This window comes from Paraburkholderia sp. RL18-101-BIB-B (genome assembly GCF_046026985.1).
Lineage (GTDB): Bacteria > Pseudomonadota > Gammaproteobacteria > Burkholderiales > Burkholderiaceae > Paraburkholderia.
Map to the genome: position 1 here is coordinate 66,172 of NZ_JARESV010000004.1, position 12,699 is coordinate 78,870.

The 12,699-nt window shown below is 63.5% G+C and carries 14 protein-coding genes; 9 read left to right on the forward strand and 5 right to left on the reverse strand.

Features of this window, described 5'->3' with window-relative positions; translation table 11 throughout:
• Positions 1–24: 24 nt before the first annotated feature.
• The 5 genes from P0D73_RS08585 to P0D73_RS08605 all read left to right on the forward strand — a co-directional run bounded on the left by P0D73_RS08585 (position 25) and on the right by P0D73_RS08605 (position 5,557).
• The gene (locus P0D73_RS08585; protein WP_408283938.1) at positions 25–1,500 is read left to right on the forward strand and encodes an ATPase domain-containing protein; all 1,476 of its coding nucleotides are present in this window, start codon (positions 25–27) and stop codon (positions 1,498–1,500) included.
• 6 nt (positions 1,501–1,506) lie between these two features.
• Positions 1,507–1,857 (forward strand): response regulator, encoded by a 351-nt coding sequence (locus P0D73_RS08590; protein WP_408177269.1) that lies wholly within the window; start codon positions 1,507–1,509, stop codon positions 1,855–1,857.
• Between the two features lie 201 nt (positions 1,858–2,058).
• Positions 2,059–3,492, forward strand: a complete 1,434-nt coding sequence (locus P0D73_RS08595) for an MFS transporter (RefSeq protein WP_408283941.1) — start codon at positions 2,059–2,061, stop codon at positions 3,490–3,492.
• A gap of 38 nt (positions 3,493–3,530) precedes the next feature.
• Positions 3,531–4,730 carry a CaiB/BaiF CoA transferase family protein gene (locus tag P0D73_RS08600; RefSeq protein ID WP_408177271.1) on the forward strand — a complete coding sequence of 400 codons (1,200 nt, stop codon included), beginning with the start codon at positions 3,531–3,533 and terminating at the stop codon, positions 4,728–4,730.
• 2 nt (positions 4,731–4,732) lie between these two features.
• Positions 4,733–5,557, forward strand: a complete 825-nt coding sequence (locus tag P0D73_RS08605) for a citryl-CoA lyase (RefSeq protein WP_408430904.1) — start codon at positions 4,733–4,735, stop codon at positions 5,555–5,557.
• Positions 5,558–5,572: 15 nt separating this feature from the next.
• Here the strand turns inward: P0D73_RS08605 and P0D73_RS08610 are convergent, their stop codons facing one another.
• A complete protein-coding gene (locus tag P0D73_RS08610) occupies positions 5,573–6,337 on the reverse strand; it encodes an IclR family transcriptional regulator (protein WP_132378845.1) in 765 nt (254 codons plus the stop codon).
• Positions 6,338–6,617: 280 nt separating this feature from the next.
• Between P0D73_RS08610 and tehA the strand changes: the two genes are divergently transcribed.
• Entirely contained in the window at positions 6,618–7,634 is a 1,017-nt protein-coding gene (gene tehA, locus P0D73_RS08615; protein WP_408283947.1) for a dicarboxylate transporter/tellurite-resistance protein TehA, read from the forward strand.
• A 48-nt stretch (positions 7,635–7,682) separates the two neighbouring features.
• Here tehA and P0D73_RS08620 read toward each other — a convergent pair whose 3' ends face one another.
• Both P0D73_RS08620 and bla read right to left on the reverse strand, forming a co-directional pair.
• A complete protein-coding gene (locus tag P0D73_RS08620) occupies positions 7,683–8,147 on the reverse strand; it encodes a DUF4126 domain-containing protein (protein ID WP_408283950.1) in 465 nt (154 codons plus the stop codon).
• A gap of 257 nt (positions 8,148–8,404) precedes the next feature.
• Positions 8,405–9,352, reverse strand: coding sequence for a class A beta-lactamase (gene bla, locus P0D73_RS08625; protein ID WP_408430907.1), 948 nt, complete (start codon positions 9,350–9,352; stop codon positions 8,405–8,407).
• A gap of 100 nt (positions 9,353–9,452) precedes the next feature.
• Between bla and P0D73_RS08630 the strand changes: the two genes are divergently transcribed.
• Complete coding sequence (locus P0D73_RS08630) at positions 9,453–10,331, forward strand: LysR family transcriptional regulator (RefSeq protein ID WP_408283955.1); 879 nt, start codon at positions 9,453–9,455, stop codon at positions 10,329–10,331.
• Here the strand turns inward: P0D73_RS08630 and P0D73_RS08635 are convergent.
• Positions 10,328–10,585: a hypothetical protein gene (locus P0D73_RS08635; RefSeq protein WP_132378856.1), complete on the reverse strand. Its 258-nt coding sequence runs from the start codon at positions 10,583–10,585 to the stop codon at positions 10,328–10,330. The two genes, P0D73_RS08630 and P0D73_RS08635, sit on opposite strands and share 4 nt — an antisense overlap.
• A 68-nt stretch (positions 10,586–10,653) precedes the next feature.
• Positions 10,654–11,151, reverse strand: coding sequence for a lecithin retinol acyltransferase family protein (locus tag P0D73_RS08640; RefSeq protein ID WP_408284007.1), 498 nt, complete (start codon positions 11,149–11,151; stop codon positions 10,654–10,656).
• Between the two features lie 471 nt (positions 11,152–11,622).
• Between P0D73_RS08640 and P0D73_RS08645 the strand changes: the two genes are divergently transcribed.
• Complete coding sequence (locus P0D73_RS08645; RefSeq protein ID WP_408283957.1) at positions 11,623–11,910, forward strand: hypothetical protein; 288 nt, start codon at positions 11,623–11,625, stop codon at positions 11,908–11,910.
• A 5-nt stretch (positions 11,911–11,915) separates the two neighbouring features.
• Complete coding sequence (locus P0D73_RS08650; protein WP_408314327.1) at positions 11,916–12,686, forward strand: PP2C family protein-serine/threonine phosphatase; 771 nt, start codon at positions 11,916–11,918, stop codon at positions 12,684–12,686.
• The last annotated feature ends 13 nt before the right edge of the window (positions 12,687–12,699 follow it).

The window sequence follows — 12,699 nt, forward strand, 5'->3', positions numbered from 1 at the left end:
GCACTTTGAAATGACACTTCGACAATGACTAACCACGAATCTCAGACATCTTCCCGATCCAACGTGGAAACGGGCGTCCCCGGTCTCGACGAGATCCTGGGCGGAGGTCTGGTCCGCGGCGGCGTGTACCTGCTGGAAGGCATGGCCGGCGCCGGCAAGACGATTCTGTCGAGCCAGATTGGTTTTCATCGTGTAAGCCAGGGCGAGAAGGTGCTGTACATGACCTTGATCGCCGAATCGCACGACAAGCTGTTGGGTCATCTCAAGGGCCTGAGCTTTTTCGACGAGAAAGCGGTCGCCCAGCAGATGCTGTTCGTGTCCGGCTATCACGAACTGATGCAGGACGGTCTCGACGGCTTCCTCAAGCTGATTGCCTCGAGCATTTACGATTACCGCCCGAGCCTGATGATCATCGACGGCTTTCGTAGCGCGCGTGAATTCAGCGAGACCGAGCTGTCGCTGTCCAAGTTCATCCATGAGTTGAATGCGCTGGTCGCGGCGATGGATTGCACGACCTTGCTGCTTGCCCCGCTCTCCGGCAACGAACCGCATCCGGAACATACGCTGGTCGATGGCCTGATCGAGCTGAACCGATTCAACGACGGCATGCGCCGCGCGCGCGAAATCGAAGTCCACAAGATGCGCGCGCGCAATCATCTGATGGGCAAGCATTTCTTCCGCATTGCCGAAAGCGGGCTCCTGATGTTCCCGCGCCTGGAAGCGCAATCTGCTCTGCCGCCGGGTCCGGTCGATCTGAAAGCGCGTCTCGGCTTCGGCCTTCCGCATCTCGACGGCCTGCTCGGCGGCGGCTTTGCGCAAGGCTCCACGACCACGCTGATCGGGCCGTCGGGCGTCGGCAAGACGTTGCTCTGTCTGCAATTTCTCGCGGCCGGCGTCGCGCGCGGCGAACGCTGCGTGTACCTTGGCTTTTACGAAGGGCCGCAGCGGCTGATCGGCAAAGCGGAGGCCGTGTCGATCGGACTGACGGACGCGCACGAGGACGGCCGGCTCGTGATCCAGTGGCAACCGGCCATTGAACTGGCCGTCGACGAACTCGCGGCCACCGCGCTCGCCACGGTCAAGAAGATCGGCGCGTCGCGCATCGTCATCGACGGGGTAGAAGGTTTCCGCGATTCCGCGTTGCGCACCGAGCGCTTTGGCCTGTTCCTGAATGCGCTGCTGCACCAGCTTCGCGAGGCCTGCGTCACCACGCTCCTTACAGAAGAGTTGCCGCTTTACGCCGACCCCGGCCACGCGAAGAGCGTGCGGGTTTCGGCCCTGACCGAGAACCTCGTGCTGCTGCGTTACGCCGAAACGGAAGCGGGTCTGCGGCGCATGATTTCCGTGGTCAAGCAGCGTGAAAGCGCCCACGACACTTCGTTGCGCGAGCTTGTGATTTCGTCTCAAGGCCTCGACGTGAGCGAAAACTCGGGGAGCCCCGCCAGCCTGTATTCGGCGGCCGGCCTGACGGCCACGCTGCCGCCGCGACGAAACACCTAGCCGCCCATGAAAACCATTCTGGTCGTGGACGACGAGTTCGACATCCTGACAGTCTGGCGGCTGTTGCTGGAGCGGCACGGCTACACCGTGCTGACGGCGTCGAACGGGGCCGCCGCGCTCGAGCAGATACGCAAGACCCGGCCCGACATCATCGTGTCGGACTGCATGATGCCGGTCATGTCAGGGCTGCAACTGTGCGCGGCGTTGAACGCCGATCCTGATCTGCGTGCCATTCCGATCATTCTGTGCAGCGCGGCCGCCGATATCCCCGTGCAACCGAATCCCGTCATCGAATACGCGCGCAAGCCGCTTTCGTTCGACACGCTGCTGGCCATGCTTCAACGCATGGCCACGTAAAGCAGCGAACCGCCCACGCGGCGGACGGGCGGGCGCGCTTGCTGCGCCAACGCCCGTCCGCAAGCGACTTTCCCCTCTCTCCAGGTAAAAACCCGGATTCCTGACGTCGGCCGCACGGACTAATCTCGCCACACTCATTAAACAGAACGTCGTTCTTTCTAACAGAACGACACTGACGAAAGACACCCGAAGGAGGATTTCATGGCAAGCCTGCCGATCGACACGCCCGGCGCGTCGCCCCATTCAAGCGCCGGCGCGCCGGAGCCCACGCCCGGCGTCAACGCGCGCATCGACCGCCTGCCCGCGACGCGTGCCGTGTGGATGCTGGTTTTCCTGCTGTCCATCGGCGGCTGGTTCGAGTTCTACGATCTGTTCTTCACCGCGTACGTCGGCCCCGGCCTCGTCAAAAGCGGTGTCTACTCGACAACGACCGCGTCGTTCTTCGGCGTGTCCGGACTCGGCGCGTTCGTGGCGGCGTCGTTTGCCGGGCTTTTCATCGGCACGTTCTTTCTGGCGGGCATGGCCGACCGCTACGGCCGCAAGACGGTGTTCACTATTTCGCTGCTGTGGTACTCCGCCGCGACGCTAATCATGGCGCTGCAAAGCACGGCGCCGGCCATCAATCTGTGGCGTCTGATTGCCGGCATCGGCGTGGGCGTCGAGCTGGTGACGATCGATACGTACGTCAGCGAACTCGTGCCGAAACATTTGCGTGGCCGTGCCTTTGCGTTTGTTCATCTGGTGCAGTACACCGCGGTGCCGTCGGTCGCGTTTCTCGCGTGGTGGCTGGTGCCGCTCACGCCGTTCGGACTCGACGGCTGGCGCTGGGTCGTGATCATCGGCGCGTTGGGCGCGGTGGTGGTGTGGGCAATTCGCCGACGCGTGCCGGAAAGCCCGCGCTGGCTCGCGCAGCAAGGCCGCGCCGCCGAAGCCGAGCAGGTGCTGCAGGCGCTGGAAGCGAAAGTCGCCGCGCAATACGGCAAACCTCTGCCGCCCGCCGTGCCGACTGTCGAACCGGCGACCACCAAGGCCGCCTTCCGCGAAATCTGGCAGCCGCCGTATCGCAAACGCGCGATCACCATGCTCGTCTTCAATCTGTTCCAGGCGATCGGTTTCTACGGCTTCGCCTCGTGGGTGCCGACGCTGCTCGTCTCCAAAGGCGTGACGATCACGCACAGTCTGCTGTACTCGTTCGTGATTGCGGTTTCGAATCCGTTCGGGCCGCTGATCGGCATGGCGATCGCGGACCGCATCGAACGGAAGACGTTGATCGTGTTGTCGGCACTCGGTATTGCCGTGTTCGGCAGCCTGTTCGCGACGCAAACCTCGCCCGCCATGCTGATGACGCTCGGCGTGCTGATCACACTGAGCGGCACGCTGCTCTCGGTCGGCTATCACGCGTATCAGACCGAACTCTTCCCGACGCGTTTGCGGGCGCGCGCCGTCGGCTTCGTCTACTCGATGTCGCGTCTGTCGGCCATGTTCTCCGGCTTCATGATCGCGTTCGCGCTGCGTCACTTCGGCGTAAGCGGTGTGTTCGCGCTGATCAGCGCGTCGATGGTGATGGTGATGGGCGCAATCGGCATCTTCGGACCGCGGACCAACCATCGCAATCTCGACGAAATTTCGCATTGAACTGCGTCGCATCGTATTTTGAACAAGAGGCTTTAAAGATGACGCTGCCGTTGGCTGGAGTCCGCGTACTGGACTTATCGAATGTATTGGCCGGGCCGTTTTGCGCGTATCAACTCGCGTTGCTCGGCGCTGAAGTGATCAAGGTCGAACACCCGGAAGGCGGCGATCTGGCGCGGCGCCTCGGCGCCGACAAGGATGCGTCGGCGCGCAACATGGGCGCCTCGTTCGTCGCTGTGAACGCGGGCAAGCAGTCGCTTACGCTCAATCTGAAAGACCCGCGCGGCAAGGCGATTTTGCGCGAGCTCGTCGAAACCGCGGACGTGCTGGTCGAAAATTTCCGGCCCGGCGTGATGACGCGTCTCGGCCTTGATTTCCAGGCGCTGCGCGAGGTCAATCCGAAGCTCGTGTATTGCGCGATCTCCGGCTTCGGCATGGACGGCGAGTTTTCAAAGCGCCCTGCTTACGACCAGATCATTCAGGGCATCTCCGGCGTGATGAGCGTGACCGGCGATGCCGACAGCGCACCGTTGCGCGTCGGCTATCCGGTGTCGGACACAGTGGGCGGTCTCACCGCGGCGTTCGGCATTTGCGCCGCGTTGCTCGACGCGCGCGCCACGGGACACGGTCGCATGCTCGACGTGTCGATGCTCGAAGCCACGCTCGCAACCATGGGCTGGGTCGTCTCGAACTTCCTGAACGCCGGCGTCACGCCGACGCCAATGGGCAACGAGAACTTCACCGCCGCGCCGTCGGGCACTTTCAAAACCGGCGACGGCCCGCTCAATATCGCCGCCAACGAAAATAAGCAGTTCGCTAGCTTGTGTCATTTGATCGGCCGCGCCGATCTGCTCGACGATCCGCGTTTTTCCGAGCGCAACGCCCGCAAGCTGAATCGCGCGGCATTGAAAGCGGAGATCGAAGCGGCACTCGCGCACGATAGCGCCGCAAACTGGGAAGCGCGTTTCTTCGAAGCAGGCGTGCCAGCCGGCCGCGTGATGTCGGTGCCGGAGATTCTCGCGCATCCGCATCTGGAGTCGCGCGGCTTCATCCGCGAATTTGCCGCCGACGGCAACACGGACCGCCAGCGCGTGACCCGCGCGGGTTTTCGTCTGCACGACGCGGACACCGCGCCGAGCACGCCCGCGCCGGTTCTCTCGGCTCATACGCATGAACAACTCGCCGCGCTCGGTTACGACGACGCACACATCGACCAACTACGCGCCGAAGGAGTGATCTGAACATGACGCAAGCATTCGACGCAGCGAAGCTCGCTGCCGATTATTGGAGCACCTCGATCATCGACATTCATCCGGGCTCGATCAATGTGCGCGGGTTCCCGATTCAGGAGCTGATCGGCAACATCAGCTTTCCGCAGATGATCTGGCTGATGCTGCGCGGCGAACTGCCCGACGCCGCGCAGGCGCGCTTGTTCGAAGCGGCGCTGGTGTCGTCGGTGGATCATGGCCCGCATGCGCCGTCGATTGCGATCTCGCGGATCGCGACGAGTTGCGGCTTGCCGCTGAACGGCGCGATGGCCTCGGCGATCAACGCGCTCGGCGACGTGCATGGCGGCGCCGGTCAGCAGGCGGTCGAACTGTACGACTCGATCGATGCGCGCATGCAAGCCGGCGCCACGTTGGAAAACGCCGTCGAACAAGGTGTGGATGCCTTCATCGCGGCGCACGGCAAATATCTGCCGGGCTTCGGGCATCGTTTTCATCCGGTCGATCCGCGTGCGCCGCGGCTTCTCGCGTTAGTGGACGAGAATGTCCGCGCGGAGCGTATCAGCGGACGCTATGCCGCGATCGCACGCGGCATTGAAGCGCTGCTCATGAACCGCAAAAGCAAGCCCGTGCCGATGAATATCGACGGCGCCACCGCGGTGATCTACGCCGAACTCGGCTTTGCGCCCGAGTTGGCGCGTGGTGTGTTCTGCCTGTCACGGGCGGTCGGCATTCTGTCGCATGCATGGGAACAGCGCGGACGCAAAGAGCGCAACAAAGGTCCGATGCCGCGCCAGATGGCCTACACGTACACCGGCAAGCCCGAGCGGCATTTGCCTTGATCCATTTGCCCTGAGCTACTTGTCCTGAACTTCGGCCGCGCGCCGCTGCGCGTTGCGCATGGCACGCGAATCGCCGCCCAAGGCGTCGGTGGCGCGCGCGGCGCAATCGAACAGCGCGCCGAGATTGCGTTCGAGAAACGCGTGATCGATACGCGAGCTCGGACCGGCCAGCGTCACCACGCCACGCAGGCTCTGGCGCACGCCGAATACCGGCATGGAAATACCCGCCGTCTCCCGGTCGCGTTCACCGATCGACACACAGTAGAAGTCCTCGCGAATCTTCTCGTACGGTGCGCCCGGCATGCCGTCGAAGGCGAGCAATGCGTGGCCGCCCGAGCCGCTTTCCAGCGGCAGCACGTCCCCTTCACGCACGTGAAAGCGCACCGCGTGCTTCGAATCCACGCGATGCAAACACACCCGCACCGCTTCGTCGCGCACATAGAACGACACGCTTTCGCCGCTGATTTCGGCGAGTTCGCGCATGAGCGGCACCAGAATATCGCCGAGGTTCAGGCTGCGCTGATACAGGGCGCCCAGCATGAAAGTGGCGGAACCGAGCTGATAGCGGCCGTCGTCGAGACGCAGCAGCAAGCGATGCTGGATCAGCGAGCCCGCGAGTCGCAACAACGTGCTCTTGTAAAGCCCCGTGCGCGCCGCCAGTTCGGCGAGCGTGAGCGCGTCATCGTCCGGCCGGAAGGCGAACAGAATGGCGCAAGCACGATCGATGACGGCAACACCCTCGCTTTCCTTCGTGTTCGATTTGTCCGCAGGCGTTGGCATGGGTGGCATGACTTCATAGGGAAGCGGAAATTTTACGCCATGACGCCGGGCTGTCATACCCGCCACGGGCGCTTCGGCGCCGATTCCGCGCGGAATCCGGAGCATGAGCGCAAACCACGGCGCAAACGCCCACCGAATACGGCACGTCTCATCTTGAGACGATCGCGCGATTTGTTGAGCGCGCCCAGCATTCAGCGTTTGGCCGCCGGCTTTTACAGTACGTCATCGATCGTGCGAAGCCGCAACAGCGGAGCGCGACACAACTTTCGGAGGATCGGTGATGAACAGTAAGCGTGGGACGATTCCAGTTGCCTTCTTCGGGATCGCGGTGGGCGCACTGGCGTTCGCCAATCTGTGGCGCGTGGCAATCAAGCTCTGGCACCTGCCCGCCGCCGTAGGCGACTTGATGACAGTGGCCGCGCTCGTCGTGTGGCTCGTGATTCTGGTGGCATACGGGCAAAAATGGCTGACGCATGCCGCCGAAGCGTGCGCGGAAATGCAGCATCCGGTGCAATCGTCGTTTGCGGCGCTCGGCCCCGTCTCCAGCCTGCTGGCCGCGCAGCTTCTGCAACCGTACGCGCATACGTTGGCGCTTTCGTTGTTCGGCGTGGCCGTGCTCGCGCAACTGGCGCTCGGCATGTATTTGCATGGACGGCTCTGGCAGGGCGGCCGCAAGCCTGAACTGGTGACGCCCGCCATTTATCTGCCGACCGTGGCGCCGAGCTTCGTAGCCGGCACGGCTTCGGCCGCCTTCGGTTTCCATCAGCTGGGCGCGTTGTTTTTCGGCGCGGGTTTGCTGTCGTGGCTCGCGATCGAATCGCTGATCCTGCACCGCGCCGCCGTGCATGAACCGCTGCCCGACGCATTGCGCCCGGTGCTCGGCATCCAGCTTGCGCCGCCGGTGGTGGGTGGCGTGACCTATCTGAGCCTGAGCAGCGGCGCGCCTGACCTGCTCGCCCTCGTGCTGCTCGGTTATGGCTTGTACCAGGCTCTGCTGCTCCTGCGTTTGCTGCCGTGGATTCGCCAACAGGCTTTCGTGCCGGCTTATTGGGCCTTCAGCTTCGGCGTCGCCGCCCTGCCGACGATGGCGCTTCGGATGGTCGAACGAGGCGCGACGGGTCCGGTTGAATGGGCCGCGCCGGTTCTGTTCATCGCGGCGAATGTGATCATCGCGATTCTGGCGGTGAAGACGTTGGGCTTGCTGGTGCGCGGCAAGCTGATTCCCGCCACCGCGGCTATCGGTGCCCTGCCCGCACCGCGGACATCCACCGATTCACGTATCGCACGGGCCAGCTAGACTGCCCAAACCGCTTCAGCGAGGCGCCCCGCGTCTCGCTGAAGCGCATCAACGCAACGCCATCATGATCAACGCCGCGCCGACGATCGCCACAGCATCTTCGATCAACGCCGCCGGCTGGTCCCGCCCGATCGCACGCGCCATCGCGCCGCGGACTCTCGCGCCGCCCACGGTGCCGATCACAACGCCAATCAATCCCGCGATCAACCCGTTCCCCACTCCGCCATGCGCCGCACCGATCGCCGCACCGCTCAATCCGCCGAGCACGAGACGCGCGCCGAATTGCATCGGCACGGTACGGCTAGGGGTTTTCGGCAGTTGATCGGTGATCAGTTCGACGATGGCCAGCACCGTGAAGATATACGGCGTGGCGGTGAAGCCGAGAAATGCCAACGGGGTGTCTTGCAGCGGCAACCAGCCCAGATGCGCCGCCCAACTGACCGCGGCGGGCGCGGTCATCGCGCGAAGACCGGCCACGACGCCGATCAGCAATGCCAGGACATAGACAGACATGGGGGACTCCGAATCAAGGACAACGATGCGTGGTTGAACAAGCCGACGGCTTACCTGGACGAACGTCGGCAGAAGGTGTCGAGCATTTCCATGGACAGTCAACTTCTCACCGCATCCATCGAGGCCGATTCGCAGTTGCCTCCTTTCGGTGTGGCCCTAGTGTCGCATACTTCGATCGGCGCATCGGCGGCGATGACCGCCGGATTTATCGGCCATCGCATCTTGCCGCGTTGCGTGCCTCACTGTCCGCGCCGAGATCAGATAGACGTCACCACCAGCGCGCCCACGTTCGCGATCGCCGCGTTGCTGCGTGCCGCGTCGCCATCCGTTTCAGTCAGGTACACGGTTACCAGCACCGGACCGCGTCCGGGCGGCCACAGAATCGCCACGTCGTTGGCGGTGCCGTGATCGCCCGTTCCGGTCTTGTCGCCTACGCCCCACTCCTTCGGCAGCTTCGCGCGAATCCGTGCGCCGCCGGTCTCGTTGGCCGCGAGCCAGGCCAGCAGTTGCGCTCGCGACGACGAGGACAGATGCTCGCCGAGCAACAGCTCGCGCAGATTGCCGAGCATGGCATTGGGCGTGGTGGTGTCGCGCGGATCGCCGGGAATGGCCTCGTTCAGTGTCGGCTCGTTACGGTCCAGACGCGTGATGCCGTCACCGAGGCCGCGGGCGAACGCGGTCAACCCAGCCGGCCCGCCGAAGGTCGCCAGCAACAGATTCGCTGCTGTGTTGTCGCTGAGCGTGATCGCCGCCTTGCATAGCTCGGCGATGCTCATGCCCGCGTTACCGGTGAGTTCGCTTGTGTGCTTGCTCGTAGCCGGCGAGTTCGACACCACGTCGCTTTGTGAGAACACCACGCGCCGCTGCAAGTCTTCCTCGCCGCGATCCGTGCGCGCCAGTACGGCGCCCGCCGCCAGTACCTTGAAGGTGCTGCACATCGGAAAGCGCTCGTCGGTCCGCAAGCCGGCGTGCAAGCCGGACATCGTATCGACGATCGACACACCCAGCCGCCCGCCGCTCGCCGCTTCGATTTCAGCGAGCCGTCTACGGATCGCATCCGCCTTGGCCAGCTCGCGCCCTTGCGCCGCCGCGCCCGTTTTCACCGCCTTGCCGCATGCCTTGCCGAACGCGCCGGCACTGCCAACCGCAACCCCAGCTATCGAAACACCCAGCATCGCGCCCGCGAACTTGCGTCTTGTGATCATCGCCGCTCCTTTGTGTGAAGCCGCAACTATCGGTTTTCCGCCGGCCGCTGACAAACGATGATAAGTTAGCCAACTCACAAGAAAAACTTATGCCTTCGCCATGAGACCGTACCTTCCGTTAAACGCGCTGCGCGCCTTCGAATCGTCCGCCCGACACCTGAGCTTCACGCGCGCGGCGCTCGAATTGAACGTCACCCAGGCCGCCGTCAGCCAGCAAGTCAGAACCTTGGAGGAGCGGCTGGGCACCGCGCTCTTCAAGCGTCTGCCGCGCGGCCTCGCCATGACCGACGAGGGCCTCGCGTTGCGTCCGGTGCTGACCGACGCATTCGATCGCATTGAGGCCGTGCTCAAGCAATTCGAAGGCGGCCACTTTCACGAGGTGCTGACGGTCGGCGTGGTGGGCACCTTCGCGGTGGGCTGGTTGATGCCTCGCCTCAAATCGTTTCGCGACGCGCATCCGTTCGTCGAACTGCGGCTGCTGACGAACAACAACCTGGTCGATCTCGCCACCGAAGGTCTCGACTTCGCGATCCGTTTCGGCGACGGCACGTGGCCCGGTTCGCTCGCGACCCGCCTGCTCGACGCGCCGCTCGCGCTGCTCTGCACGCCGGAAATCGCGGCGCGTCTGTCGAAGCCGGAGGATCTCGCCGACGAGACCTTGCTGCGCTCCTATCGCGCCGACGACTGGATGAGCTGGTTCACCGCCGCCGGTATTCCGCCACGGCCAATTCGCGGGCCGGTGTTCGATTCGTCGCGGCTGATGGTGGAAGCGGCGATGCAGGGCGCGGGTATCGCGCTCGCGCCCGCGCTGATGTTCGATCACGAGATCAACACAGGCCGGCTGGTGCGCCCGTTCGAAGTGGAGGTTCACGCCGGCAGTTATTGGCTGACATGGTTGAAGGGCAAACCCATGACGCCGGCGATGCTGCTGTTCAATCAGTGGATCATCAAGGAAGCGTCTGCGCAGGTGCGGAGCTAGGCAGCTAGCAAAGCGCGGCGATGGCCATTCATTGCGGGACGCTCCGCTTGCGGCGGAAACACATTCCACGAACCGTCGTCATGACGGAAAAAGAAGATCGACAGCAGACCGCTCGGCCGCAAGGCTTCCACACACACATAGCGCTGATGTTGCGACGCACGGTGGCAGAACTGCACGACACGTGCGGGCATCGACGGGGTCGGGGCGAGCCATTTGTCTACGGCCCAATGCAAGGACTTTTCTGCGGCGGCCATGATGTTCTCCTTGAATCCTTGAATGATTGAGTCACTAAAATGAGTCACTGAGATTCGGTGTCGCCGGTTCAGGCCATTTGCGCGGAACCGTGAACGCCCTTCGCGGTGCTTTCCACAAAAGCCTTCACGAGGCACACCAGCGCATGCATGCCGGTGCGCGGATGGCGCAGGCAGCAATGCACTTGTTCGCTACGGCTTTCGCCGAGCAGGCACCATGCGCAGAAGTGCTCGCAGTTGTTGGTCAGCAGGCGATAATGGTTTTCGCCGAGGCGGGAGCGTGCGCGGCGCACGGCTTCGTCGCCGACGTAGCGGGCGGACGGGGTTGAACGGATCGTCAGCGGATGGCCGGCGGCGAAACGTTCCAGTTCCACTTCCTCAACCGGGCCGCGATGCGCCGAACTCGCAAAGCCTGAGTAATGAACCACGCGGCCATTGCCCACATAAATGCCGTGGTGTTCGTACCCGGGGCGTTGCGTGACGAGATGCGCGCCGATCGGCAGGTCGATGGTGGACGCAGCGTCGCAGCGGTCTTCGCTGTTTTCGCTGCTGGTTTGGTTCGTGTTCATGGCTGGCCTCGCTTCGATTTCCAACACTGTTGCGAGATCTTTTGCATCATTCGGGCCATGTGCGCGAAAGCCTTTATTTAAAGGGCTTCGCGGGAAAACGAGGCGTTCCGGATGCGACGAGTGTACGTTGCGGGCCGACAGAAATCTGGCCGAAGTGTTGGCGAGCGGCGCTCTTTTGTCGCTGCGGTGGAAGGGGATGTGCGTCGATTGAAGAGGCGCGGCGAGCACGAGGAATGTGTTGGGTCGCGCACCGTTTCGAGTACGGGCATGTTGGCTGCCAGCCGACCGATGAATTCATGCGAGCAGGTGCCCTGTATACGCAAGCTCGCGGAATCGTCCGGCAATCAAGGCGTTACGACAAACCGCCTGAATCACTCACGAATTGGCATGGCACTTGCACTATAACGGCCAGATACTTCTTAACCGCGCGTCACCGCGCGCGTTACACACGCGGCCAACCGGAGAAACGACATGGCTTCTATCACAGTAAGCGACCTCTCGCTGAACCTCGCGCTAGATCGTAAAGCGATGGCGGCGATCCGCGGCGGCGGCGGCGCCCCGTGGGTGTACGGCTGGATTCAGCCTTATGTACGCGATACGCCGAGCTTTGGACCCGTCGTGAACCTGTACGATGTGACGAACAACTTCTATGCTAACCAGATGATCAACACGTTCCAGTCGGTCGATGTACGCAACACCGGCGCGAACTCGAACATCAGTGTCTCTCCCGAAGCACGCAGCAGAAACGATACGGTGTAAGCGTTGTGACCTGTGCGAGCCAATTTCGCTGGACGTCGTCCGCGCGCTCCGACGCCGGGCGCGTCCGCGAGATCAACGAAGATGCCTGCCTCGACCAGTCCGCACTCGGACGCTGGGCCGTCGCCGACGGCATGGGTGGACACGCGGTCGGCGATCTGGCGAGCCGTCTGGTGATCGATGCGCTTGGCCGGCTCGCGTCGCCGGTCAGCATGAAGTCCTTCGTCGCCGACGCGCGCGCGCGCCTGCAAACCGCCAATCGTCAACTGCGGGAAGAAGCCGCGCGCCGTCAGGTGCAGCGTATCGGCAGTACGGTCGTCGTGCTGCTCGCCTGCGATCGTTTTTGCGGCTACATCTGGGCCGGCGACAGCCGCCTGTACCTGCTGCGTGAAGGCAGCCTGCGGCAACTCACGCGCGATCACAGTCAGGTGGAAGCGCTCAAGTCGCTCGGCGTGCTCACCGAAGAAGAGGCGCGCCATCATCCGGCGCAGCACATGATCACGCGCGCGGTTGGCGCCACCGACGTGCTCGAACTCGACGACGATGCCATCGAGGTCGCGGACGGCGACGTCTTCCTTCTCTGCAGCGACGGCCTGAGCAACGAAGTCGGCGAAGACGACATGCTCGCTGTGCTGAGCAAGACGGCAGGCGCGAACGCGTCTGAAGAACTCGTCGACCTGGCGCTCGCGCGCGGCGGCCGCGACAACATCACCGCCGTGGTCGTGCGCGCCGAAGACCCTAATGCGTCAGACAAAACTCTGCTTAACCCGGCGCCATGAAGCTATTGGCGTG